Origin of the sequence: Novosphingobium sp. THN1 (assembly GCF_003454795.1) — a bacterium.
Classification (GTDB): Bacteria; Pseudomonadota; Alphaproteobacteria; order Sphingomonadales; family Sphingomonadaceae; genus Novosphingobium.
Map to the genome: position 1 here is coordinate 3,209,561 of NZ_CP028347.1, position 21,461 is coordinate 3,231,021.

Annotated in this window: 23 protein-coding genes and 3 pseudogenes; 6 read left to right on the forward strand and 20 right to left on the reverse strand. The window is 62.9% G+C overall.

Annotated elements, in window-relative coordinates:
- Positions 1–14 precede the first annotated feature (14 nt).
- The 3 genes from C7W88_RS15730 to C7W88_RS15740 form a co-directional block, all read right to left on the reverse strand.
- Positions 15–1,706, reverse strand: coding sequence for an MFS transporter (locus C7W88_RS15730; protein ID WP_118074262.1), 1,692 nt, complete (start codon positions 1,704–1,706; stop codon positions 15–17).
- A gap of 94 nt (positions 1,707–1,800) precedes the next feature.
- A complete protein-coding gene (locus tag C7W88_RS15735; RefSeq protein ID WP_162896091.1) occupies positions 1,801–2,610 on the reverse strand; it encodes a S8 family serine peptidase in 810 nt (269 codons plus the stop codon).
- Positions 2,550–3,236, reverse strand: a complete 687-nt coding sequence (locus C7W88_RS15740) for a hypothetical protein (RefSeq protein WP_118074264.1) — start codon at positions 3,234–3,236, stop codon at positions 2,550–2,552. The genes C7W88_RS15735 and C7W88_RS15740 overlap by 61 nt, the downstream gene beginning before the upstream one ends.
- Before the next feature lie 132 nt (positions 3,237–3,368).
- On the opposite strand from C7W88_RS15740, the gene C7W88_RS15745 reads away from it, so the two are divergent.
- The gene (locus C7W88_RS15745) at positions 3,369–3,905 is read left to right on the forward strand and encodes an RNA polymerase sigma factor (RefSeq protein WP_118074265.1); all 537 of its coding nucleotides are present in this window, start codon (positions 3,369–3,371) and stop codon (positions 3,903–3,905) included.
- Positions 3,902–4,633 (forward strand): anti-sigma factor, encoded by a 732-nt coding sequence (locus C7W88_RS15750; RefSeq protein ID WP_118074266.1) that lies wholly within the window; start codon positions 3,902–3,904, stop codon positions 4,631–4,633. Before C7W88_RS15745 ends, C7W88_RS15750 begins: the two co-directional genes overlap by 4 nt.
- A 76-nt stretch (positions 4,634–4,709) precedes the next feature.
- Here C7W88_RS15750 and C7W88_RS15755 read toward each other — a convergent pair whose 3' ends face one another.
- The 10 genes and pseudogenes from C7W88_RS15755 to C7W88_RS15795 form a co-directional block, all read right to left on the reverse strand.
- Positions 4,710–5,825: an OprO/OprP family phosphate-selective porin gene (locus C7W88_RS15755; RefSeq protein ID WP_162896092.1), complete on the reverse strand. Its 1,116-nt coding sequence runs from the start codon at positions 5,823–5,825 to the stop codon at positions 4,710–4,712.
- A gap of 19 nt (positions 5,826–5,844) precedes the next feature.
- A complete protein-coding gene (locus C7W88_RS15760; protein WP_118074268.1) occupies positions 5,845–6,651 on the reverse strand; it encodes a hypothetical protein in 807 nt (268 codons plus the stop codon).
- Positions 6,648–7,619 carry an ABC transporter transmembrane domain-containing protein gene (locus C7W88_RS15765; protein ID WP_118074269.1) on the reverse strand — a complete coding sequence of 324 codons (972 nt, stop codon included), beginning with the start codon at positions 7,617–7,619 and terminating at the stop codon, positions 6,648–6,650. Before C7W88_RS15765 ends, C7W88_RS15760 begins: the two co-directional genes overlap by 4 nt.
- Positions 7,607–8,179: a molybdopterin-guanine dinucleotide biosynthesis protein B gene (locus tag C7W88_RS22795; RefSeq protein ID WP_162896093.1), complete on the reverse strand. Its 573-nt coding sequence runs from the start codon at positions 8,177–8,179 to the stop codon at positions 7,607–7,609. Before C7W88_RS22795 ends, C7W88_RS15765 begins: the two co-directional genes overlap by 13 nt.
- Positions 8,176–8,718 (reverse strand): hypothetical protein, encoded by a 543-nt coding sequence (locus C7W88_RS22800; RefSeq protein WP_205525199.1) that lies wholly within the window; start codon positions 8,716–8,718, stop codon positions 8,176–8,178. The genes C7W88_RS22795 and C7W88_RS22800 overlap by 4 nt, the downstream gene beginning before the upstream one ends.
- 122 nt (positions 8,719–8,840) lie before the next feature.
- Positions 8,841–9,056 (reverse strand): hypothetical protein, encoded by a 216-nt coding sequence (locus C7W88_RS15775; RefSeq protein WP_118074270.1) that lies wholly within the window; start codon positions 9,054–9,056, stop codon positions 8,841–8,843.
- Positions 9,053–9,346, reverse strand: a complete 294-nt coding sequence (locus tag C7W88_RS23165) for a hypothetical protein (RefSeq protein ID WP_205525200.1) — start codon at positions 9,344–9,346, stop codon at positions 9,053–9,055. The genes C7W88_RS15775 and C7W88_RS23165 overlap by 4 nt, the downstream gene beginning before the upstream one ends.
- Positions 9,347–10,564: 1,218 nt before the next feature.
- The gene (locus tag C7W88_RS15785) at positions 10,565–11,572 is read right to left on the reverse strand and encodes an IS110 family transposase (protein WP_118074271.1); all 1,008 of its coding nucleotides are present in this window, start codon (positions 11,570–11,572) and stop codon (positions 10,565–10,567) included.
- A 96-nt stretch (positions 11,573–11,668) separates the two neighbouring features.
- Positions 11,669–12,424 (reverse strand): annotated as a pseudogene (locus tag C7W88_RS15790) (IS5 family transposase); the annotation flags it as partial.
- 199 nt (positions 12,425–12,623) lie between these two features.
- Positions 12,624–12,986 carry an Lrp/AsnC family transcriptional regulator gene (locus C7W88_RS15795; RefSeq protein WP_162896095.1) on the reverse strand — a complete coding sequence of 121 codons (363 nt, stop codon included), beginning with the start codon at positions 12,984–12,986 and terminating at the stop codon, positions 12,624–12,626.
- On the opposite strand from C7W88_RS15795, the gene C7W88_RS23840 reads away from it, so the two are divergent.
- From C7W88_RS23840 to C7W88_RS15815, 4 genes and pseudogenes are all read left to right on the forward strand, one after another.
- Positions 12,901–13,938, forward strand: a complete 1,038-nt coding sequence (locus tag C7W88_RS23840) for an arginine N-succinyltransferase (RefSeq protein ID WP_118074273.1) — start codon at positions 12,901–12,903, stop codon at positions 13,936–13,938. The two genes, C7W88_RS15795 and C7W88_RS23840, sit on opposite strands and share 86 nt — an antisense overlap.
- A pseudogene (astD, locus tag C7W88_RS15805) lies at positions 13,925–15,333 on the forward strand (succinylglutamate-semialdehyde dehydrogenase). The gene C7W88_RS23840 and the pseudogene astD overlap by 14 nt, the downstream one beginning before the upstream one ends.
- Positions 15,330–16,618: pseudogene (locus C7W88_RS15810) on the forward strand (N-succinylarginine dihydrolase). Before astD ends, C7W88_RS15810 begins: the two co-directional pseudogenes overlap by 4 nt.
- A gap of 499 nt (positions 16,619–17,117) precedes the next feature.
- Entirely contained in the window at positions 17,118–17,771 is a 654-nt protein-coding gene (locus tag C7W88_RS15815; protein WP_240344713.1) for a TetR/AcrR family transcriptional regulator, read from the forward strand.
- Positions 17,772–17,778: 7 nt separating this feature from the next.
- Here the strand turns inward: C7W88_RS15815 and C7W88_RS15820 are convergent, their stop codons facing one another.
- Genes C7W88_RS15820 through paaA form a run of 7 tightly spaced genes read right to left on the reverse strand, consistent with a single transcriptional unit; the run spans position 17,779 to position 21,387 of the window.
- Entirely contained in the window at positions 17,779–18,504 is a 726-nt protein-coding gene (locus C7W88_RS15820; protein WP_240344714.1) for a 2Fe-2S iron-sulfur cluster-binding protein, read from the reverse strand.
- The gene (locus C7W88_RS23845) at positions 18,459–18,854 is read right to left on the reverse strand and encodes an FAD-binding oxidoreductase (RefSeq protein WP_240344715.1); all 396 of its coding nucleotides are present in this window, start codon (positions 18,852–18,854) and stop codon (positions 18,459–18,461) included. Before C7W88_RS23845 ends, C7W88_RS15820 begins: the two co-directional genes overlap by 46 nt.
- An 8-nt stretch (positions 18,855–18,862) precedes the next feature.
- Positions 18,863–19,336 (reverse strand): 1,2-phenylacetyl-CoA epoxidase subunit PaaD, encoded by a 474-nt coding sequence (paaD, locus tag C7W88_RS15825; RefSeq protein WP_233497675.1) that lies wholly within the window; start codon positions 19,334–19,336, stop codon positions 18,863–18,865.
- A gap of 5 nt (positions 19,337–19,341) precedes the next feature.
- A complete protein-coding gene (paaC, locus tag C7W88_RS15830) occupies positions 19,342–20,016 on the reverse strand; it encodes a 1,2-phenylacetyl-CoA epoxidase subunit PaaC (protein ID WP_240344716.1) in 675 nt (224 codons plus the stop codon).
- The gene (locus C7W88_RS24530; RefSeq protein WP_305036984.1) at positions 19,956–20,093 is read right to left on the reverse strand and encodes a Phenylacetic acid catabolic protein; all 138 of its coding nucleotides are present in this window, start codon (positions 20,091–20,093) and stop codon (positions 19,956–19,958) included. Before C7W88_RS24530 ends, paaC begins: the two co-directional genes overlap by 61 nt.
- A 9-nt stretch (positions 20,094–20,102) precedes the next feature.
- Positions 20,103–20,384, reverse strand: coding sequence for a 1,2-phenylacetyl-CoA epoxidase subunit PaaB (paaB, locus tag C7W88_RS15835; RefSeq protein WP_118074275.1), 282 nt, complete (start codon positions 20,382–20,384; stop codon positions 20,103–20,105).
- A gap of 16 nt (positions 20,385–20,400) precedes the next feature.
- Positions 20,401–21,387: a 1,2-phenylacetyl-CoA epoxidase subunit PaaA gene (gene paaA, locus C7W88_RS15840; protein WP_118074276.1), complete on the reverse strand. Its 987-nt coding sequence runs from the start codon at positions 21,385–21,387 to the stop codon at positions 20,401–20,403.
- Positions 21,388–21,461: the final 74 nt, after the last annotated feature.

The window sequence follows — 21,461 nt, forward strand, 5'->3', positions numbered from 1 at the left end:
CCCCTCACGCAAGGCTATTCGTCGATACTGCGCTTGTAGGTTTCCGGCAGGAATATGAGGCCGATCACGCAAGTGGCAGCGGCGACGATGACCGGGTACCAGAAGCCGTAGTAGATATCCCCGTTGGCCGCGACCATGGCAAAGCCGATGGCCGGCAGCAGGCCGCCGAGCCAGCCATTGCCGATGTGGTATGGCAGGCTCATCGAGGTGTAGCGGATGCGGCTGGGGAACAGTTCCACCAGCATTGCCGCGATCGGGCCGTAGACCATTGTCACCAGCAGCACGAGGTAGAACAGGATCGCCACGACCAGCGGCCTGTCGATCTCGTCCGGGTTGGCTTTGCCGAGGTAGCCGACAGTCGCCAGGTCGCTGGTCACCTGCGCGGCAAAAGCGGCGATAGCCGCCTTCCTTTCCTCGCCCGAAAGCCGGGCCGGATCGGGGGCGACCACGGTGGTCGCGCCAATCTGGATCGAGGCAAGGGTTCCGGCGGGCGCGGCGACGTTCTCGTAGTTCACCGCGGCCTTGGCCAGAGCGTTCTTGACGATGTCGCAACTGGTGCCGTCAAACTTGTTGGCGCCGACGGGATCGAACTGCGAGGAGCATTGGGCAGCGTCGGCCAGGACCTTGACCGGTGCGTTTGCCTGCGCGCGGGCGAGCGCGGGGTTGGCCGCTGCGGTAAGCGCCTTGAACGCGGGGAACATCGTCAGCGCCGCCAGCGCGCAGCCTGCCAGGATGATCTTCTTGCGACCGATCTTGTCCGAGAGCCAGCCGAAGAACAGGAAGAACGGCGTGGCGCAGGCCAGCGCGATGATGATCAGGGTATTGGCCGTCAGACCATCCACCTTGAGCATCTTTTCGAGGAAATACATCGCGTAGAGCTGGCCGGTGTACCAGACTACCGCCTGCCCGGCGATGGCGCCGAAGAACGCGATCAGCACGATCCTCAGGTTCTTCCATTCGCCGAAGGCTTCGGACAGCGGGCGCTTGGACGAGGTGCCTTCTGCCTTCATCTTCTGGAACACGGGCGATTCATGCAATTTCAGACGCAGCCACAGCCCGATGCCCAGGAACAGGCCTGACAGCAGGTACGGGACGCGCCAGCCCCAGTCCCTGAAGGCCTCCTCGCCAACGCCGGTGACGGGCGAGCGTACGAGGATGACGATCAGCAGCGCCATGGCCAGCCCCGCCGTGGCGGTGATCTGGATCCAGCTGGTATAGAGGCCGCGTTTGCCCTCGGGCGCGTGTTCGGCAACGTACGTCGCCGCGCCGCCATATTCGCCGCCCAAGGCAAGGCCCTGGAACATGCGCAGCACGACCAGCATGATCGGCGCGGCGACGCCGACGCTTTCGTACGTCGGCAGGCAACCGACGAGGAAGGTCGACAGGCCCATGACCAGCAGCGTGACGATGAACGTGTAGCGCCTTCCGACCATGTCGCCGATGCGGCCAAACACCAGCGCGCCGAACGGGCGGACGATAAAGCCCGCGGCAAACACCAGCAGCGCCATGATGAACGACGTCGTCTCGTTGAGGCCGGTCAGGAACTTGGCGGCGATGATCGCGGTGAGGAGGCCGTAGAGGTAGAAATCGTACCACTCGAACACCGTGCCGAGCGATGAGGCGGTGATGATCAGTTTCTCGCTGTGCGTGGCCTGGTGATGCTTCGGCAAGGCCGGGATATCATCGCGGGTTTCCAAGTGCGGCATCCTCGTTCTTTGTTCTTGTCGACTCCCTGATACGGTCTTTGACGGCAAATCCGAACGGAATCGTGCGACCGCAGCCTTGCGTCGCGCTATTCGATCAGGCCGAAGCCGTAGGTCTCGTCGAAACCCTGCGTCCCCAGATCCTTCGCCGCTTTCCTGAGCTGCAGCCGGCAGGCAGAGGCATCCGCCCGGTCGCGCGACAGCGCCCGAGCCAGGCTGAGACGACCGGCGTGGCAAACGATGTGCCCGTAAACCGCGCAAGATTGCCCCCGGCCTCTGCCGCCAGGACATCGACCCCATAGCCGGCAACGGCAATATGCTTGCCGCGCTGGGCCAGTCGATAGACCCGGCGATCGTGATCGACCGCTGTCACCGCGACGACGCCCGGAACGGCTGCCGGGTAGGAAGGCGGCGCTGTGGGGCCACCGTTTCCAGCCGCGGCGACCACCACCCTGCCCGTCTTCACCGCATCACGGATGAGGCGATCGAGAATGGCGTTGCGCGGACCGGCCAGGCTCATGTTGATGACCGGGGCGCCTTGAAGCAAGGTCCATTCCAGCGCCGCGGCGATGACTTCGGCAGAGGTATATGGGCGATCCACGGGCCCCCTGAAGATGTTGGCGCTGTAAATCGTGGGACGACCGGCGCTGGCCAGTAGCGAGGCCACTGCCGTGCCATGCCGGGCCTGCGCCTGCGGCGTTGCCCCTTCGCTCCACGCAATGATCCTGGCCTTGGCGAGCGCCTGATGCGAGGCGATTGCGGTGTCGATCACGCCGATGGAAAAGCTTTCGTTGGCGCGGGTTGGCATGACTTTCTCACGTGCCTTGTGCGGTTTGCTGCCGGCTGTCAGGTCCATGCCGTAGTAATGGACGACATCCACCGTGGCGCCGGGGGCAAGTTCACGCAAGCGGTCCCGGGCGAAGGTTGCGCTGGTGCCGCCGGGGCCGCAAGGCGCAGCAGGTCCCGGTCGAGCGCTTCGAGGCGGGTCCGCTCGATGATCCGGTAACCGGAACGCTGGATCTGGGCGAGCACGCCTTCGGGCATATCCAGGGCAAAGACCTCGCCGCGCCGAACCGGATATCCGCGCTCGTCATGCTCGGCGCGTTCGCCATCGGCGATGTCGCGGATTTCGGCGCTGCTGCCCCGTTCCACGCGGTCGTCGTCGGATTGCCCGGCAAGCTCTGCGGCATCCTCGAGCTCATCCTCGGCCGCTTCGGCCAGGTCCTTCTCGTAGTCTGCCTCGGCCTTTTCGGCATCCTCGGCAGCCTTGGCTTCATTCTCGGCGCGATCGGCTTCCAACTTCGCGAGGTCCTCGGCGGCCTTGGCCGGTTCGCGCAATTCCCGCTCTTCGATGCGGCTGCGATCGCGCTCGAAGCGGGCGGCCCGCTCTTCCGCACGCTGGGCCGCACGCTCCTGCTCGCGCTCCAGCCGTTCCTGCGCGCGCTGCGTCTCGGGCGGGTCGCGGTCATGCGGGAACGCGGGCGCGGCAAGCAACCCGATGACAATTCCGGACAGAATGGCGCGCATGTTCATGGATCAAATCCTGCTTGATACGCGCCGACAACGACTGCAAGTGCTTGCTATTCCGATGGTCGGCAACTTTTTTGTAGCGCGACAGGGGGCGGGTTGGAATAGCCGGACGCGCAAGACGTTGTGGGGGCATGGATGGAGCAGGCAGATCACGATGCAGGAGGCATGCGGGCGTCGATCGTCGCCGCATTGCCGCGCCTGCGACGGTTCTGCCAGGCGATGGCAGGCAACGCCACCGATGGAGACGATCTGATGCAGGCCACGGTTGAAAGGGCGCTCCGGCGTGCCGACCAGTTCGAACCGGGCACGCGGCTGGACAGCTGGATGTATCGCATCGCGCAGAACATTCACATCGACGGCACGCGCGCTGCCCGGCGGCGCGGCACGGCAATCGACGTCGATGCCCTTCACGGCATTGCCGGCAGCGATGGGCGCGAAACGGTCGAGAACCGCTCGCAACTGTCCGCTGCACAGCGCGCGCTGCAGGCACTGCCCGACGATCAGCGCGCTGTCTTTGCCCTCGTGGTCATCGAAGGCCGCAGCTATCGCGATACAGCCGAAGCGCTTGAGGTGCCGGTGGGCACGGTCATGAGCCGTCTGGCCCGTGCCCGGGCCAGGATCGCCTCGTGCCTTGGCGAAACGCAACTTGCGCAAAAGGATGCCCAACCATGACCCTTTCGCGCGAAGAACGGCTTGCCGCCTGGCTCGATGGCGAGCTTCACGGCACAGAGCTTGAAGCGTTCGAGGCGGAACTTGCCGCCAACCCCGAACTCAGGACGCTCGCGGACGAATGGGGCGCAAACGACGCCCTGATTGCCGGGGCATTTGCGCCGGTGGCAGAGGCGCCAATCGATGCGGCAATGCTCGAACGGCTCGGCCTTGTCGAACCGGCTCCCATTGTGGTTCCGCCTCCGCCCCCATCCTTGGCGGCCAATGACAATGCGCCATGGTGGAAACGCCATGCCCTGCCGTTGGGTGGCGCAATCGCGGCAAGCCTTGTAGCGGCGCTGGTGCTGGCTCCTCGCGGCGGATCGCCTGACCGCGATCCTCTTTCTCTCGCGCTTGACCGGACACCTTCGCTGGCTTCGGCAGAGCTGCCCGATGGCCGCAAGATCACGCCAGCGCTTACCGCGCGCGCTGCCGATGGGCGCTGGTGCCGCGAATTTGGCGAAGGTGGCAAGGTGGCCCTGGCCTGCCGCGACACGAAAGGCTTCTGGACGATCGAAGCGCAGGGCGCAGGTGGCACTTCCGCAGGCACCGGCGAATATGCGGTCGCAGCCGGAACCGATGATGCCGTGCTGGACGCTGCCCATCGCCGCCTGAACCTGGCCGATCCGCTCGATGCGGCTGCCGAGCAGGCGCTGATCGCAAAGGAATGGGGCGGCCACCCCAGCAGGTGACCGCCCCGGCGGAAGCCAACCCGAAAGGCTCCGCTTTAGAAACTCAGTTGAGCGCGCAGGACGCCCACGTGGTTCGTCACCGGCGCCCCCCGCTCGGGAAGCGGACGCGGTTGTCGGTGTATGTGGCCAGCAGCCGCAGATTGGTGCTTATCGTCCAGATTGCGCTGGCACTGAGCGCGCGGCCAATGCCCCTGTCGAAAGTGCCATCGACCAGATCAAGGCGGCTGTAGCGCACCGCCAATTCCAGCGCGCCGCCGCCCTTGCGACGTTCCGGGCCGCCGAAGATCCCGCTCGATGCACTGTAGGCATGGCGCTGCCCGGTCACGATCCAGCCGACCTGGACGGTCTGGCCGTTGAAGCTGCGATTGTCCCGCAAGGTGCGATTGAGCTTCAGCGAAAGGGACTGTGCCTGAACCAGCACGGGGCCAAGCGAAACCGCCGCTTCGACATTCAACGCGTTAAGCGTCTCGAGCGATCCGAGCGTGCCGCTGGACATGATATTGGGCGCGAAGACAGAACCCGGATCAGCCGTAAATCGCACGCGCTCAATCGCCGAGAATGTCCTTCGTTCTCCGCCGAGACCCAGATGCACGATCGCCTTGCGTGAGCGGACCGGCGCGAACGTGATCCTGCCCACGACGCCTTTTCCGCGCTCGGTGGTGCGGCCTTCATCGTTGGCCAGGGCATCGGTGAAGTAACCCACGCTGGCGCTCCAGTTCCGGCCGCCGGAGGAGATCGCGCCACCGAGGCCGAAGCCGCCGGTCAGCGCAGAGGCCATCGAGCGTTCGGCAAATGGCGTGGCATTCGAACTTTGCAGATCCTCCATCGAGAACGGCACGATCATGTTGCCGCCCTTGATCTCGACGTTCTTCACCGGCTCGATAGAGGCCCAGAGATTGCGCCAGCCTCTGGCACCGGCGAATTCGCGGTCAACGCGAAAGCGCAGGATCTCGCCAACCTTGCCGGACAGCTCGATGCGGGCGCGGCGAACGTCGGTGCTGGTCACGTCTGTCCGTTGCAGGGCGGGATCGTCGAAAACGCTGGCATCGAGATGCAGACGTCCGCCGAGGTTCAGTTGCAGCGGGCCGGCATCAAGCGTCAGGCCTTTCTCGTCGGCTTTGACCTCTTGCGCGTGGGCAGGCAAGGCACACAGGGCGATGGCGGGCACGATGGCCCTTGCAAGAGTCTTCATGGTTCGCGTTTCCTCGGGTTTAGAGCACTGTGGCGCGGCGCGTGCCGAGCAGATCCAGGACAAGTGGGACGAGGCCGAGCTGGACGGCATCGCTGAAAGCGTGGCTGAGGCTGGGGATGATGGTCAGGCCGCCTGAAAAGCCTGCCTTGCGCATGGCCCGGTTCCAGCGCCGGGCACGCTGCAGGCGGTGGAGGCCCTGCACGGCGTCAATGGCCTCGGATCGTCGCAAGGCCTTGTCCTGCTGCCGGTCAAGCGAGCCGACCAGCACGTCGAAGCGGACATTGGCGAGCGCGGCCTGATCGATCGCGACAGGTGCGTCCTGAAGGCCAAGCGGCCAAGGTAGCGAAGCATCGGGCATGGTGTACCATCCCGCTGCCGCAGCGATGCAATGTCGCACCCGGTGGGGATGGAGCATCGCCAGACGGTGGGCGAACTGTGCCCCACCGGAAAAGCCGAACAGGTCGCAGTGCCGATCATTCACGCCGAACCGGACCGCCGCATCTGCAAGAATGTCGAAGAGGGCATCGTCGCAATGCGGTGCGCCTTCAGGATCGCGCACGTGCTGGTACCTGCCGAAGCTCCCTCGCTCGAACAGAGGAGCGATCACCGGGATGCCGTGCAACGCCGCAAGTTCGCCAAAGCGCAGCGCCAGTTCAGCGGCGTTTCGCGAAATCCCGTGGACCACCACGAGCGGGACTGCGTCGATTGCGCAGTTCTCGGGGATCACCGCGTAGTAGCGGCGGGCGGGCGTTGCCGGCACGGTGAAGAACTGCGGCAGGGGCATGGTGATTGCAGCCGTTTGCGGGATCGGGAACAGAGCGGTCATGCGCAGTCCTGTCTGTTTGCGGGGCGAAGGCGGGGTCCGGGCTCGGCAAGCTCGACCAGCGCCAGGGTTCCAGGTTGCGGAGGCGCCTTGGGCAGGCGCATCAGGCGCTGGATGCGCAGCGCCGAAATCCGCGCCGGGATCCAAAGCTCCGCTGCGCGGGCCAGGTCGTTCAGGGCAAGGCCGGCGGTGCCGATCACCACGACCGTTCCCGAGATGGCGCCACCTTCGAGCAGCACGATCAGAACAATCAGGCTGGTCAGCAGGTGCGGCAGGCCGCGCAGGGTTCCGGTCCACCAGGCACGCCGCAATGCGGCACGGTTCAGGTCATCGCTGCGCCGGCGAAGGCGCCGCATCCGGGCGCGCTGCCTTGGCGGAACCGAACCATCGGCGATTTCCGCAATGGTGTCGGAAGCGAAGGCGGACAGGCGCCCGCGGGTACGCCTTACCTCGCGAACCGCGCGCGACATCGGGCGCAGCAGCCCGGCTCCCACCCCCATGCCAAGCAGGAGAAGGATCGCAATCCTTGCGCAGAGCCACGGGGATTGCATCGCGGCCCAAGCCAGCAGCGCGGCCACGAGGATGGGCGCTGTCACGGCACGGGGCAGTCCGTCGCTCAACCACTGGCGCCGGGCCGACAGGTCACCAACGAAGACCTGCAGCATGGCGCCATGGCGCTGGCGGGCAATTTGTGACCGGTCGGCCCGCAAGATGCGCCGGAACAGCGCGGCGCGCACTTGCGCTACCTCGTGCCAGCCAATCGCCTCGCACAGTCTGCGGCGCGCCACTTCCAGCCCGAAAGCGCAGACGAGCGCAAACACGGCAAGCGCGGCTATCGGCGCGGTGGCAGGCTGCTGCGCGGCGCGGTGCACCAGCGCTGCGCCGATCAGCGTTGCACCGCCTTGCGCAACAGCCACCGCAACCGGACCGACCATGCGCCGCGCGATGGAATGGGATGTCAGGCGAGGCATGACTTCGCATCGCCAGCGAAGCAGATCTTCGGCGCGGTCAGGGGATCGCGCAGATCGGCCAGCGACAGGACCGGCCAACCGAGCGCCGCCTCGGCTTCGCGCACGGCAAGCGGTGACGCACTGAGCAGACCCGACACGCCGAGCACCCGGTGCCCGGCCTTCACCAGCCAGTCATGGCCGGCAACCGCGCCCATCGCATCGCCAGCGGCGAACAGCACGCCATGCAGCGCCTCACGCAGACGCTTGCACTGCAGGAGAGCGCCGGTTTCGCGCTGCAGCAAGCCATCGGCGACTTCGACGACGATGAGGTCGGGATTCGAGGTCGCGCTGTGGGCGATGAGCGAAAGCGCGACGCTTTCGATGCGATCAAGCGTCAGGCCAGCTGTCGAAGTGTGGCCATGATCGGTAAAATCCAGAACCGAGCGCGCGCCGGCGTCTAGCATGGTCCAAAGATCGCCGCCCGAGCCGGTCCCGGTGACCTTTGTCGCAGCGACGTGGAGCCCCGCCCGCGACAGGCCATGGATCAGTCCGGCCGCAGCGGTCGTCTTGCCGGCGTTCATCGACGTACCGACAACCGCAACGACGGGGGCAGGACAGGCGGCAAGGTCAGGCGTGGCAGCCCGAACCAACCGAGGTTGAGGACCTTGCCATCGTCATCGGCGAGCAGGCCAACCGGCTCGATCCGCGTCGCCGTCCGCATTTTCGCATGGCGACTGAGGACAAGTCCGGCGACGCCGCCGCCGGCAACCAGATCACAGGGCGAAAGGTCCTGCGGCACAATGGCCTCGAACTGGTCGGGTGCGTAGCGCTCGCCATAGGCGACGATGATCTCGTCGCCGACATAAAGCTGGGCGCGGCGGCCGTGGGGGGATTCAAGCTTCTGGTGCTGGCCAAGCTGCGCCACCCGCGCCAGCACCAGATCTCCCGCGCGCGGCCTTAGATCGCTGCGCAACCGCGTCGCCAGATCAAGGTCGACGCGGCGCGTGGTGAAGGCGTGCTTTGCAGCCGAGCGGCGATCTTCGCGCAAGGGACGCCCCTTGCGCGCGATCGTCCCGGCCAGGTCCTGGCCTGGTGCAATCAGGCCTCCTTGGGCTTGCAAGTCCTGCAGCATGTCCGTTCACCCCTTCTTTCCAATCGGGGCGACAACGACAGCAATTTGCGCTTATTCCATCGGCTGCAGAATTTTCTTCAATCCCCCTGGTTCTGGCCTCGGTTCAGGCCTCAGTTCAGGCGCCAGCTGAGCGACAGGCCACCGGCGAAATCTGTGCTGCGCGCGTTGAATCCGGTGCTGGCAAAGACCTGCATGCGCAGCTTCCGTGACAGCCCGAAGTTGATCCAGCCAGTCGCTTCACTGCTGGCAATGCGACCGGGCGTGGCCGATTCCTGCCAATCGTAGTCGGCACCGACTATCGTGCCGCCGGGCAGCCGGTAGCTCACTCCGCCGCTTGCCCCCAGGTGTCCTGCAACGTCGATCCCGCCGGTTTGCCGAGAAAGCGATAGCGGGCACCGGCAAACAGGCTGAAGCTGCCGATATCCTGCACGACATCACCGCTTACGGTAACGTCGGCCTTGCCGGTGCCAAGGCGTTTCGCCCTGGACGCAGTGGGCAGCTTCACGCGCGTGCCGAGATCGAGCCAGGTCGACCGGCCAAGTTCCAGCGAATAGCCAAGTGCGACCGAGACATCGCCCAGTCCGCCTCGGCTGTTGGAGACTGGCGCACCGGGCACTGGCGGCGTGATGATGCCACCGCTGCCGCTATCATCATCGCCGCCCGATGAGCCCGAACCGCCACTGCCCGAACCGCCGGAGCCGGAATCGTCAGACCCCGAACCCGAACCTCCCGAGCCGGAACCCCCCGAGCCCGAACCCCCGAGCCCGAACCCCCCGAGCCCGAACCCGATGAGTCATCGCTTCCGGAGCCACCGCTGCCGTTATCGTCGCCCGAGCTGAGATCTCCGAAACCGGCATCGCGCCCCTGCGGCGTGTCGAGAATGCTGCCCGGACCGTCGACATGTACCCAAGGCACCGAAAGGCGGACCGAAAAGCCGCCCTTGCGGTACTTGATGGCGACAGGCGCAGAGACGACCTTCGTCGTCACTGTATCACCATACTTGCCTTCGGAGTAATTTGCGCCTGCGCTTGCTCGCCAGACCGCAGGCTCGTCATCCTTCTGCGCCTGAGCCGGAGCCTCCTGCGCAGCTGCCGCATTTGCGGCCAGTACACCTGCCAGCAGGATAGACCCTGCAGCCAATGCATTCTTCATCGTAACCCCCTCGTCTGGCCGTGTGGTGATCCCTCACAGCCCCCATAACGACACGGGTTGCAGCTTTATTCCGGCGCGAAAAGCATTTTCTGCACCCGACTGGAGCAACCGAGCACAGCCCTCGCGGGGGATTGCGGAACAGATCAACGATGTAGAAGCAGGGTCACGCCCATTTCGGGCGGATACAGGTGGCTGGCGGAGAGGGTGGGATTCGAGATTGTTGCCTTTTGCATTGAATTATCATCTTTTTTCTATTTAATAATCCATTTACGCCCCCAGATTTGCCCCCAAATTTTTTGGATGCCAGCGGATGAGTATGAACCGTCTGGCGGTGTGCTAACCTGCAATTCTCGTCGTCCATTCGTGACAAATTCAAGGGCCCATAATTGGTTCACGGCTCGGCTGGAGCGTCGCCCAAATCGCCTCTAGGCTCAGGATCTGTAATTGCAGAGCTGGGCGGTGTGATCCCTTGAGGGTTTCATGGATCTGTCCGCACTGACCGAGCCGGAGCCTGGTCGTGCTGTATCGGGTCTCACAGAGGCGAACGTTGCATTGACTCGAAGCGGGCTTTGCTGCCCATCTGACTACCTTCGCAGATCGTTCGTCCCTGCGTTCCCTCTCGGGACACCGCCCTCGGATCAGCTTTGACGCTTCACCGCTGGCAAGCAGGTTCTACCCCAACTCAAGCTTGGAACAAAGTGCCGTCGCGCAGCATGGCATGCATGATGACCGCAAGGCGGCGAGCCAGGGCGACGCGAGCCTTCTTAAGGCCCCGGCGCTTGGCGATCTTCATGGCCCATGTCTTCAGGGCGAAGGTCTCTCGGCTCCTAGTCAGGATCGAGTTGGCAGCTTCGTAGAGCAGCTTGCGCACGGTCCCATCCCCTTGCTTGGAGATCCGGCCTGTCCAATCGAGCTCGCCCGACTGATGGCGTCGAGGCACGAGACCAAAATAGGCGCCGGCATCGCGTGATTGTCGGAAGCGTCCTGCTTCATCCACTGCAGCGGCGAAGGCGGCTGAGGTCTGAACGCCGACGCCCGGTATGGTCATCAGGATTTCGCAGGCCTGTGACTGGCTGGTGATGATGCGCAGTCGCCGGTCCATTTCCTTGATCTGCTCGACCAACTCCGCGCGCACCGCCAGCAAGGATGTGATTGCATCGCCAAGGCCCGGGATGTGTGCCGCCTGCATGATCCTCTCGAGGAATGCCTTCCCTTGCCCAGCCCCGGGGCGATAGCCGAACGTGGCGCAAAGACCGCGGATCATGTTGTCGAGCCGGACACGCGCTTCCACCAGATGGCTTCGCGCGGTGATCACGCTGCGCACCCCATGCGCTGCCGGAGATTTGACGTGCACCTCCTTGTAGAAGCCGGTGCGTGCCAACTGTGCGAGCCCGGCGGCATCGTGCGGATCGGTCTTGTTCGCCTTCATTGCCTTGAGGCTCTGGTGCGCCTGGCGAGCATCAATGCACACCACTGCAACGCCCAGTTCGCGCAGGCCCAAGCAGATTGCCGGCGACATTCGCCCCGTCTCAAGCACCGCCCGCTCGATTGGACAGTATCGTTCGAGCATCGCGGCCAAAGCCTCCGGAGTGCTCTCGACCTTCTCCGACACGAGCTTCCGACCATTTTCGCCAACGATACAGACCTGCGTGCTTTCCATCGACAGGTCCAGTCCGGCATAATGCTTCATGGCTGCTTCCTTCCTTCAGGATTCGACAACCAGAAGTGTGCGCCTCAACCGAGGTCCGAGGGAAGCAGCCGCAATTACACGATGACTTGCTGATCGTAGCCAGGAGAGTACGGTGGCCGCCAGTGCGAGAGCGGAGAAGTAGACGTTTGGGCAGCGGTCGTAGCGCGTTGCCACGCGGCGCCAGTCCTTCAGGCGGCCGAACATGATCTCGATGCGGTTACGCCGTTTGTTCAGCCTCTTGTCGTATTCGAGGGGCAGAAATCGGGATTTTCGCCCCGGAATGCAAGGTTTGATGGCAGCCCCAGCGCATCTCCGAACCAGTCCGCGTCATAGCCACGGCCGGCGAGCATCCACTTGGCCTTGGGCAAATCGTCGAGCGAGGCCGCTGCACCGGCGTAATCGCTGTGCTGGCCGGCCGTGATGAAGAAGCTGAAAGGGCGGCCCTTGGCATCAGTCACGGGATGCAACTTGGTGTTCAGGCCGCCCTTGGTCCGTCCGATCAGACGCCTGAGATCCCCTTTCTACCCCAAGGCTGGACGCCGTGCGGTGGGCCTTGAGATAGGTCGCGTCGATCATGACGGTCTGCGGCTCGGCCCTCTGGGCGGACAGGCCTTCCATCATCCGAGTGAACACGCCCATTTCGCCCCACCGCTTCCAGCGGTTATACAATGTCTTGTGCGGCCCGTATTCTCTGGGTGCATCCCGCCAGCGCAGTCCGGTCCGGTTGACTATGATGATCCCGCCCAGCACCCGTTGGTCGTCGGACCGTGACTTGCCGTGGCTCTTGAGAAAACACGGCAACAGACGCGCCATTTTCTCGTCCGTCAGCCAATATAGGTCACTCGTGCTCAGTCTCCTCGCGGAGCCTGAATCATATCGTTGCCTGCCGATCGATGGGTCCTGAGCCTAGAGCGTGATCTTTGTCGCCAGCTTTACCCCATTCAGGGAAAAAGCTGGAATCGACGTTCCCAGCCCGTCGTCAGTACTTTCGCACATTGTTGAGCGTAATTATCGGTGGCCCCAGAGTCCGTATACTATCTCCACTGCCGAGCTACACCGTCCTATTCAAGCGGGGGACGATTGGACTTTTCGCCATGTGTAGGACTACGAATGAGTTGACAGCCTCGATAACCGGTGCCTTTCCGGTGAGATTGTCTATGAAATCACGCAACTCATTCATGTCTCGCAAGCAAAGCGAGGCATAGTAATCCATTTTTCCGCTGATTTCAGCTGCTTCGAGCACACGATTATCTTCTCTCAACAGCATCTCGAGGTGCCTAAAATCATCGGTCGAGTGACGTGCCAGACGCATCTCGATCATTACCCGGATGCTTGGCCTGATCAGGGCTAGTGCGATCTCGGTCCGGTATCCTGTAATTACGCCAAGCTTTTCCAGTCGCTTATGCCGTGCCAAGCAGGCAGAGGGCGAAAGCCCAACCAGGCCCGCAAGGCGGCTATCGAACCGAAAAGCTCTTGGCGAACGCATAGAGCGTTCCATCGACGCATTCGATCGCGACATCGCACAACCAGAAAATGAACTGTATCTGCTGGTATTGGATGATGGCACAGGCAGCATTGCAGGCACCGCCTGCCTATTCAGCAAGGTGGGCCAGACTTGGCCCTTCTACACCTATCGCCTCACGCAGATCGTCCACCACAGCAGGGAGCTCGGGCAGCGCTATTGCGAGGACATGCTGCATTTGAGCAATGACTTCGGGGGAGCCACCGAAGTGGGCGGCCTGTTCCTGCACTCCGCCTGCAGGGCAAATGGCACCGGCCGTCTGCTTGCCCGCAGCCGCTACATGCTGATAGGCCAGTTCCCTAACCGGTTCAGCTGTCGCATCATGGCTGAGCTGCGCGGCTGGGTCGCACCGAACGGCTCAACTCCCTTCTGGGATAGCGTGGGGCGCAACTTCTTCCACATGCCCCTCGCCGAGGCTGACCGATATGGCGGCATTAACGGCAACCAATTCATTGCTGACCTCATGCCGAAGTACCCCATCTACGTCTCGATGCTTCCGCAACCCGTGCGCCCGCTCATCGGCAAGGTCCATGAATCGAGCGCTCCCGCCCTTAAGCTGCTGATGAACGAAGGCTTCAGGCTGACAGAACACGTCGACATCTTCGATGCAGGTCCGGTTGTGGAATGCCGCGCGTCGGACTTGAAGGCGATAGCGGATCGGGAATGCGGGGTCGTCGCGTCTCTCGGCAATCAGCCGAAAGGACGGCCAGCCCTAATGTCAAAGGGTAGCGGAAGGGACTTTCGTTGCTGGGTTGATCACACGAGCAGCGATCCTGCTGGTCTTACACGCCAGGGGGAGCGGTTTGCCGAGGTTGGGGAAGAGGTAGCCCATGTCGAATTCTGAACTTCTATCGTTCGATCCTTGTACCGGCGAGCTTGTCTGGCAAGGTCCGATCGGACGGACAGATGCGACCGTAAGAATGGCGCGAGATGCGTTGCGCGGCTGGGCTCAGACCACTTTCGCTGAGCGTGTACGCGTAGCTGAGGCTTTCCGTGAGGTCGTGCTGCGAAATGGGGCCAAACTAGCGACAGTCATCTCGCGGGAGACCGGAAAACCATACTGGGAAGCAGAATCGGAGGTCGCAAGCGTCGCAGCCAAGGTCGAGATTTCGGTCGAAGCATACATCACGCGAACGGGAGATCGTGAGGGGCAGGTTCAAGGTGTCCAGCAGGCGGTGCGCCACAAACCACATGGGGTCCTCGCCGTACTCGGGCCGTATAACTTTCCTGCCCACTTGCCTAACGGCCACATCGTCCCCGCCCTGTTGGCTGGAAACACCATCGTCTTCAAGCCCTCCGAGTTTACCCCGGCGACGGGTGAATTGCTGGCCGACTTCTGGTGCGAGGCAGGCCTGCCCGATAAAGTGCTGCAGGTCGTCCAGGGAAATTCGGAAACGGGTCGGGACCTCGCCTCTCACCCAGACATTGACGGACTCCTGTTCACTGGTTCGGCGACCACCGGTGCGGCGCTCGCCAGGCAGTTTGCCGAAACACCGCACAAAATTCTGGCCTTGGAAATGGGCGGTAATAACCCTCTGATAGTCTGGGACGCGGACGATCTGTCTGCAGCGGCCAGCATTGTCATTCAGTCGGCGTTCTTGTCAGCGGGACAACGATGCACCTGCGCTCGGCGGCTGATCGTAAGACAGGCGCAGGCAGATGCTTTGGTAGACCGCCTGGTCGAACTCACTCGGCAAATGAGGATTGGGGCGCCGTTCGATGATCCGGAGCCTTTCATGGGGCCGGTGATTGACAACGCTGCTGCTGACCGCCTGCTGGCGGCTGCGCGCGGCCTTTCCGCGCGATCGTCAAAAACCATCGTGCCTCTTCAACGGCTGGTCGAGGATAAGCCTTTCCTCACACCTGCGATTGTTGATGTGACCGGAACAAAAGTCGTGGACGAGGAGTATTTCGGCCCCCTGTTGCAGATCCTGCGTGTGACGGATTTCGACGCTGCGATGGCGGTAGCCAATGATACTAGGTTCGGCCTCGCTGCGAGCCTCGTCGGCGGCGATGAAGCGCTCTATCGGCGATTCTGGCAGAATAGCAGGGCAGGCGTGGTAAACTGGAACCGCCCGACCAACGGAGCTGCCTCCAGCGCACCGTTCGGCGGAATCGGCGCCTCGGGAATCACCGTCCCAGTGCCTTCTATGCAGCGGACTATGTCGCCTGGCCGGTCGCCAGCCTCGAGACGTCGGACCTTGTTCCGATCGAAATGAAGGGACTCAATCGCCCATGAGGGGGTTTTTCGAGATCAACTTCGATGGGCTGATTGGTCCATCCCACAACTACGGCGGCCTCAGCTTCGGCAATCTTGCCAGCCACCAAAACTCAGGGTTGGTTTCCTTTCCTCGTCAGGCCGCCTTGCAAGGCCTAAACAAGATGCGCAGGCTCATGGATCTTGGCTTGCATCAGGGGTTTCTGCCTCCTCAGAGGCGTCCCGACACCTGGTTCCTCCGTCGGCTAGGCTTCAAGGGAACTGACGAAAAAGTTTGCGCAGCGGCGTGGGCAGAGGATCCAGCCTTGCTGGCCAATGCCATGTCCGCTTCCGCCATGTGGACGGCCAATGCCGCGACTGTCTCGCCCGCACCGGACACCTCCGATGGCCGTTGCCACCTGACCGTGGCGAATCTCGCGACGATGCCGCACCGTTCGATGGAGTGGCGAGAAACCTTGGACACGCTGCGCCACATCTTTGTCGATCAGCGCCATTTCGCAGTTCACGAGCCCATCCCAGCCTGCTTCGGCGACGAAGGGGCAGCCAATCACATGCGGATGGCGCCGCAGCACGGGGCCCCAGGGATTGAGATCCTCGTCTTTGGTGAACGCAAGGCTCATGGCTTTCCGGCAAGGCAGGACCGCCGTGCATCTCAGGCAATCGCGCGCCTTCACGGGCTCGATAGCCGGCGGACTTTGCTGGCCCGCCAGAGTGCATTGGCAATCGAGGCTGGGGCCTTCCACAATGACGTAGTGGCTGTAGCAAATGAACATGTGCTTCTCGCACATGAACAGGCCTTCGAGGACAAGGAGAGCGTCTACGCGTTCATCCAGGAGAACATTCCTGGCTGCGTAATCATAGAGGTGCCAGCTGATCAGGTGTCGCTGGGGACGCTGTCGGTTCCTATCTGTTTAACTCGCAATTGGTCACTTTGCCCGCAGGGGGAATGGCGCTCATTGTCCCGACCGAAACCCAGGAATGCGATTCGGTGCGACGATGGCTCCGTCGCTTTGTGTCTGGCGGAGGACCGGTCGAAAAACTGGAAGTGATCGATGTACGCGAGTCGATGCGAAACGGCGGAGGGCCTGCTTGTTTGCGGCTGCGCGTGCAAACGGAGGCAGTGGGATTGGCGGCGATCGACTCTCGATTCCTGCTTGATGATGGTAGATGGGAAAGCTTGCATCGCCTGATTGAGGACCGGTGGCCCGAACGCATCGAGGCAGCTGACCTCGGCAGGGTAGAAACTTGGCAAGCAATTTGGACTGCGGATGCCATTCTTCGAGAGCACTTGCAGTTGCCTCGCTGACGCTCCCTCCAGCCAGTAGGGCTTCAACACCTCTGCGCAACAGCATGATTGCCACCACACGCGACAGGATCTTGGGCGCGGGATGTTTGGTAACGTTTTCAGTTCTTAAGAACCGTCTGCCTGAACAGCCCCTAGTTTTCTAGACGCTTTTCGCTTTAAAAATTTGCTGTCGTTCGAACTCAACGGGTAACATCAAGCCACAGCTACGCTGGTGCGGAGGTCGTCCACGACATCACGTCACCGCCCACTCAGCAATCAACTAAACATTCAACCTGCAGCGTCACCGGGTCTCCAGACAAGCCATGCGAACCTTCTGACCCGCTGCCATGGCGGAATGGAATGTTGCGACCTCCGCTGCAGCATCAAATCGCGACCTGAGGGCTCGGCGTGCTTTCGTGAAGCTACCCTCACAGTACCAAAGCGAACTATCGCCTCGCCCTACCTTTCAAACCCTAGCCGTCAACGCGGTGCGTATGCATTGACATTACCGTGCTGCGACTTGACCTTGCCGCCTGAACGCTTAGTCGGGATAGGAGCACACTTGATAAGCAGGAAGAGCCCGCCAATGGCCAGAACCCAGGCCGCTGATTTCGAAGACCGCAAGGAAGCGATCCTCGATCACGCTTCCGCCCTGTTCGCGCAAAAGGGATTCCTGGGCACGTCGGTGATGGACATCGCCCGCGCCTGCGGCGCATCGAAGTCTCTGCTCTATCATTATTACCCGTCGAAGGAAGACGTGCTATTCGCGGTAATGTCCTCGCACGTCGACCTGCTACTGGAAGACGTCGCGGCGGTAACCGCCACTGGCTTGCCGCCGCGTGAAAGCCTGCGCGCATTGTTACACCGCTTCTTGATGCATTACGTCGGCGCGGCCGACCGACAGAAGGTGTTGCTAAACGAACTCGACAACCTGCCCGCCGAGCGCCGCCGTGACATCGTGGAGACGCAGCGAAAAATCGTCGACGCGGTGCAATCGTTGCTTACCGCCGCCCTGCCCGGCAGGTTCGACGATCCGGTCGAGGCGCGAGCGCAGACCATGCTGCTGTTCGGCACAATCAACTGGACAAGCAACTGGTTCCGCGCCGACGGGGCGCTGACCTATGCCCAGATTGCGGATATGGCCTTTGACATGGTCATTCCGCCGGCCAACTGACTTTCATTCAGGCGTCGAAGTCGATCTCGACATCGTCGGACAACGGGATGGCCTGGCAAGTGAGGACATAGCCACGCTCCAACTCGTCGGCAGTAAGGCCGAAGTTGCGGATCATCTCAACCTGGCCCTCCACCACCCGCGCGCGGCATGTGGCGCAGACTCCAGCCTTGCACGAGAACGGCGCAGCAAGGCCAGCCGCCCGGGTGTTTTCCAGAATGGATTCGAGCGTCGGATCATAAGTCAGCGCGCGGCGCTTGCCGTTGATCGTGACCTTGATCGACTTGCCCGCGGCTTGCCGTTCAAGTCGTTCCACTTGCTCGCGCCGCGCTGCGCTCAATTCGTCCGCACTGAAGCGTTCGCTCCTGATCTGGCCAGCATCCAAGCCAGACTCAACCAGTGCCCCCTCGACCGCGTCCATCATCGCTCCGGGACCGCAGATGAAGGCGGCGTCAATGGCCGAGGCCGGCAACACGTGGGCGAGGATTTCGGCCATTTTCGCCCGGTCGATGCGCCCGTTCAGCAGCTCCAGCTCGTCGTCCTCGCGCGAGAGGAAGTGATGGATCTCGAACCGGTCAAGGTAGCGGTTCTTGAGCTGTGCCAGCTCTTCGAGGAAAAGAATCCCCGCCGTATCGCGGTTGCCGTAGAACAGCGCGAAATGGCTCGCGGGTTCGGCGGCAAGACCGGCTTTCAGCAGCGAAAGGATCGGGGTGATCCCCGATCCGCTGGCGAACATGGCATATTGCACTCGCCGCTGGCTATTGAAAGTCCAGCCGAAGGCACCAGCCGGGGCATGACTTCCAGCATTGCACCGGCCTTAAGGGCATCGGCCGCCCAGTTCGAAAACCGGCCGCCCGCAACGCGCTTGATCGCAATTTGCAGCTCCTTGTCGCCAGGGGTGGAGCAGAGCGAATAGCTACGGCGAAGATCCTCGCCTGCCACCTCCGCGCGCAGCGTCAGGTGCTGGCCGGGTATAAACCGGAAGCTGCCCGCCAGCGCGTCCGGCACGGCAAACCGTACAGTGATCGCATCGGCGGTTTCCTGGCGAACTTCGCTGATCGAAAGGCAGTGGAACGTGGTCGACATCGGCTATCCTAGTGACACTTGAAACGATCGAAAGGCTCAAGGCAGGCATCGCACTGCCACAGCGCCTTGCACGGGGTTGAGCCGAAGCGTGAGATTTCGTGGGTACTCAGCGAGCCGCAACGCGGGCAGGCGCAGGGGCCGCTCTCACCCGTCGCACTTGGCGGGGCGATGCCATAGCGGCGCAGCTTATCGTGACCCTGGGGCGTGATCATCGCAGTTGACCAGGCGGGTGAAAGCACGATGCGGATCGAGACCCCTTCCAGCCCCGCCGCATCGAGCGCATCCCGAGCCGCACGTCCGATCGCACTGGTTGCCGGGCAGCCGCTATAGGTCGGAGTCAGCGCGACCCATGCCGCGCCATCATCACCACCGACCTCGCGTACGATGCCCAGGTCGATAATCGACACAGCCGGTATCTCGGGATCAGGCACATCGGCGAGTATCGCGGCAATCCGCCCGGCAAGGTCGCTTGGCAGGGGCACGCGATCTACCAGACCGCTTCGGGATGAGCGCGGGGCAGGACCTGCATCGTCGCCAAGAGCACCGAAAGGTGCTCGCTATGCTGCCCGCTGCGTCCGCCAACGATAGGCCAGACCTTGCGCGGCAGCGCCAGTCCAGCCCGTTCAAGAATAGCCGAGACATCGCGTTCGAAGCCATAGCGCAAGGATTGACGCAGCGGCACCAGGCCGCGCGCAGCACAGGCCGCCCAATCCCGATCATCGTGGAACAGGTCATTGACGAAGCGCCAGTGCCAATCGAGCGCTTCTGCCATGCGCGCGCGGCTTTCCTCGGTGCCATCGCCCAATCGCTCCGCCCAGTCGGCGGCGAAATCAGCGTGATAGCGCAGTTCCTTTACCGCCTTTGCTGCGATTTCAGCCAGACGCGCATCGGGCGATGCCGCCAGCGCCTCGTACAGCGCGCTGGCATAGGTGGCGAAAAACAGGTGGCGCACCACCGTGCGGGCGAAATCGCCATTGGGCTGTTCGGCCAGCAGGCAGTTGGCAAACTGCTCGGCGTTGCGGTGGAAGGCCAGGGCATCGGCATCGCGGCCGCCGCCTTCTACTTCACCGGCATAGTCCAGCAACAACGTCGCCTGCCCGATCAGGTCAAGCGCAAGGTTCGACAGGCCAAGGTCCACCTCGATCGTGGGGCGTGGCCGCACCACTCGCACAGGCGCTGGCCCAGGATCAGGCTGTCATCGCCAAGCTGCGTCAATGCGCGGAACAGGGAATGGTCCATCGCCGCGCCTCACATATGGTCCACGGCTTCAGGAAGCACGTAGAATGTCGGGTGGCGGTAGATCTTGCTGGCGGCGGGTTCGAACATCGCACCGTCCTGCGCCGGATCGGAGGCGACGATATCGCTGGAACGCACGACCCAGATGCTCACCCCTTCGAGCCTGCGGGTATAGGTGTCGCGTGCATGGCGCAGCGCCATGTGCGCATCAGGCGCGTGTACTGATCCCGCGTGGCGATGGTCAAGCCCACCGCGGGCACGAATGAAAACTTCCCAGAGCGGCCAATCGTACATTCTATCCTCCCGATAATCAGGCGGCGACACGCGCGGCCCGCTTTGCCTCGAATGCGGCAGCAGCCTCACGCACCCAGGCGCCATTGGCCCAAGCGTCGCGGCGCGCAGTGATGCGTTCCTTGGCGGTCGGCCCTTCGCCGCGCACGACGGCGTAGAACTCGTCCCATTCGATCGCGCCAAAGTCGTAGTGGCCGCGCTGCTCGTTCCAGTTGAGATCAGGATCAGGGATAGTGAGGCCGAGCAATTCGGCCTGCGGGACCGTCGCATCGACAAACTTCTGGCGCAGTTGGTCGTTGGTCTCACGCTTGATTCGCCAGCGGATCGACTGGGCGCTGTTGGGCGAGTTTTCATCCGGCGGACCAAACATCATCAAGGCTGGCCACCACCAGCGATTGAGCGCATCCTGCGACATCGCCTTTTGCGCCGCCGTGCCTTTCGCCAGTGCCAGCAACAGGTCATAGCCCTGACGCTGGTGGAAGCTTTCCTCCTTGCATATCCGCACCATCGCGCGGGCATAAGGGCCATAGGAGGTGCGCTGCAGCGGCACCTGATTCATGATCGCCGCGCCATCGACCAGCCAGCCGATCGCGCCAATATCCGCCCAGTTAAGTGTCGGATAGTTGAAGATGGTTGAATACTTGGCGCGCCCCGAATGCAGTGCGTCGATCATTTCCTCGCGGCTGGTGCCAAGCGTTTCGGCCGCGCAGTAGAGGTACAAGCCGTGGCCGCCTTCGTCCTGAATCTTTGCCAGCAGGATCGCCTTGCGCTGCAGGCTCGGCGCACGGGTCAGCCAGTTGCCTTCGGGGAGCATTCCCACAATCTCGCTATGTGCGTGCTGCGAGATCTGGCGCACCAGGGTGCGGCGATAGGCCTGGGGCATCCAGTCTTTCGGCTCAACGAATTCATCGGCGGCAACGCGCGCCTCGAACGCAGCGAGGCGCTCAGGATCTTCCTGCGCGCCGTCCTGAAGCGGCGAAACCTTGCCAAGTTCAGTCGTGTACATCTGCTGATTCCCTCTGATCACGTTGGCTAACTTTCATTGACCGACTGGTCAATGAACATATTCCAGCCCCGCAA

Coding starts and splice junctions, on each gene's coding strand:
- C7W88_RS23840 (WP_118074273.1), top strand. CDS start 12,901: ATGCTTGGCCTGATCAGGGCTAGTGCGATCTCGGTCCGGTATCCTGTA.
- C7W88_RS15765 (WP_118074269.1), bottom strand. CDS start 7,619: ATGCCTCGCCTGACATCCCATTCCATCGCGCGGCGCATGGTCGGTCCG.
- C7W88_RS15820 (WP_240344714.1), bottom strand. CDS start 18,504: ATGTTCGCCAGCGGATCGGGGATCACCCCGATCCTTTCGCTGCTGAAA.
- C7W88_RS15760 (WP_118074268.1), bottom strand. CDS start 6,651: ATGACCGCTCTGTTCCCGATCCCGCAAACGGCTGCAATCACCATGCCC.
- C7W88_RS23845 (WP_240344715.1), bottom strand. CDS start 18,854: ATGTCGACCACGTTCCACTGCCTTTCGATCAGCGAAGTTCGCCAGGAA.
- C7W88_RS15750 (WP_118074266.1), top strand. CDS start 3,902: ATGACCCTTTCGCGCGAAGAACGGCTTGCCGCCTGGCTCGATGGCGAG.
- C7W88_RS22795 (WP_162896093.1), bottom strand. CDS start 8,179: ATGAACGCCGGCAAGACGACCGCTGCGGCCGGACTGATCCATGGCCTG.
- C7W88_RS15740 (WP_118074264.1), bottom strand. CDS start 3,236: ATGAACATGCGCGCCATTCTGTCCGGAATTGTCATCGGGTTGCTTGCC.
- C7W88_RS15755 (WP_162896092.1), bottom strand. CDS start 5,825: ATGAAGACTCTTGCAAGGGCCATCGTGCCCGCCATCGCCCTGTGTGCC.
- paaB (WP_118074275.1), bottom strand. CDS start 20,384: ATGTACGATTGGCCGCTCTGGGAAGTTTTCATTCGTGCCCGCGGTGGG.
- C7W88_RS15745 (WP_118074265.1), top strand. CDS start 3,369: ATGGAGCAGGCAGATCACGATGCAGGAGGCATGCGGGCGTCGATCGTC.
- paaA (WP_118074276.1), bottom strand. CDS start 21,387: ATGTACACGACTGAACTTGGCAAGGTTTCGCCGCTTCAGGACGGCGCG.
- C7W88_RS15730 (WP_118074262.1), bottom strand. CDS start 1,706: ATGCCGCACTTGGAAACCCGCGATGATATCCCGGCCTTGCCGAAGCAT.
- C7W88_RS15785 (WP_118074271.1), bottom strand. CDS start 11,572: ATGAAGCATTATGCCGGACTGGACCTGTCGATGGAAAGCACGCAGGTC.
- C7W88_RS24530 (WP_305036984.1), bottom strand. CDS start 20,093: ATGGACCATTCCCTGTTCCGCGCATTGACGCAGCTTGGCGATGACAGC.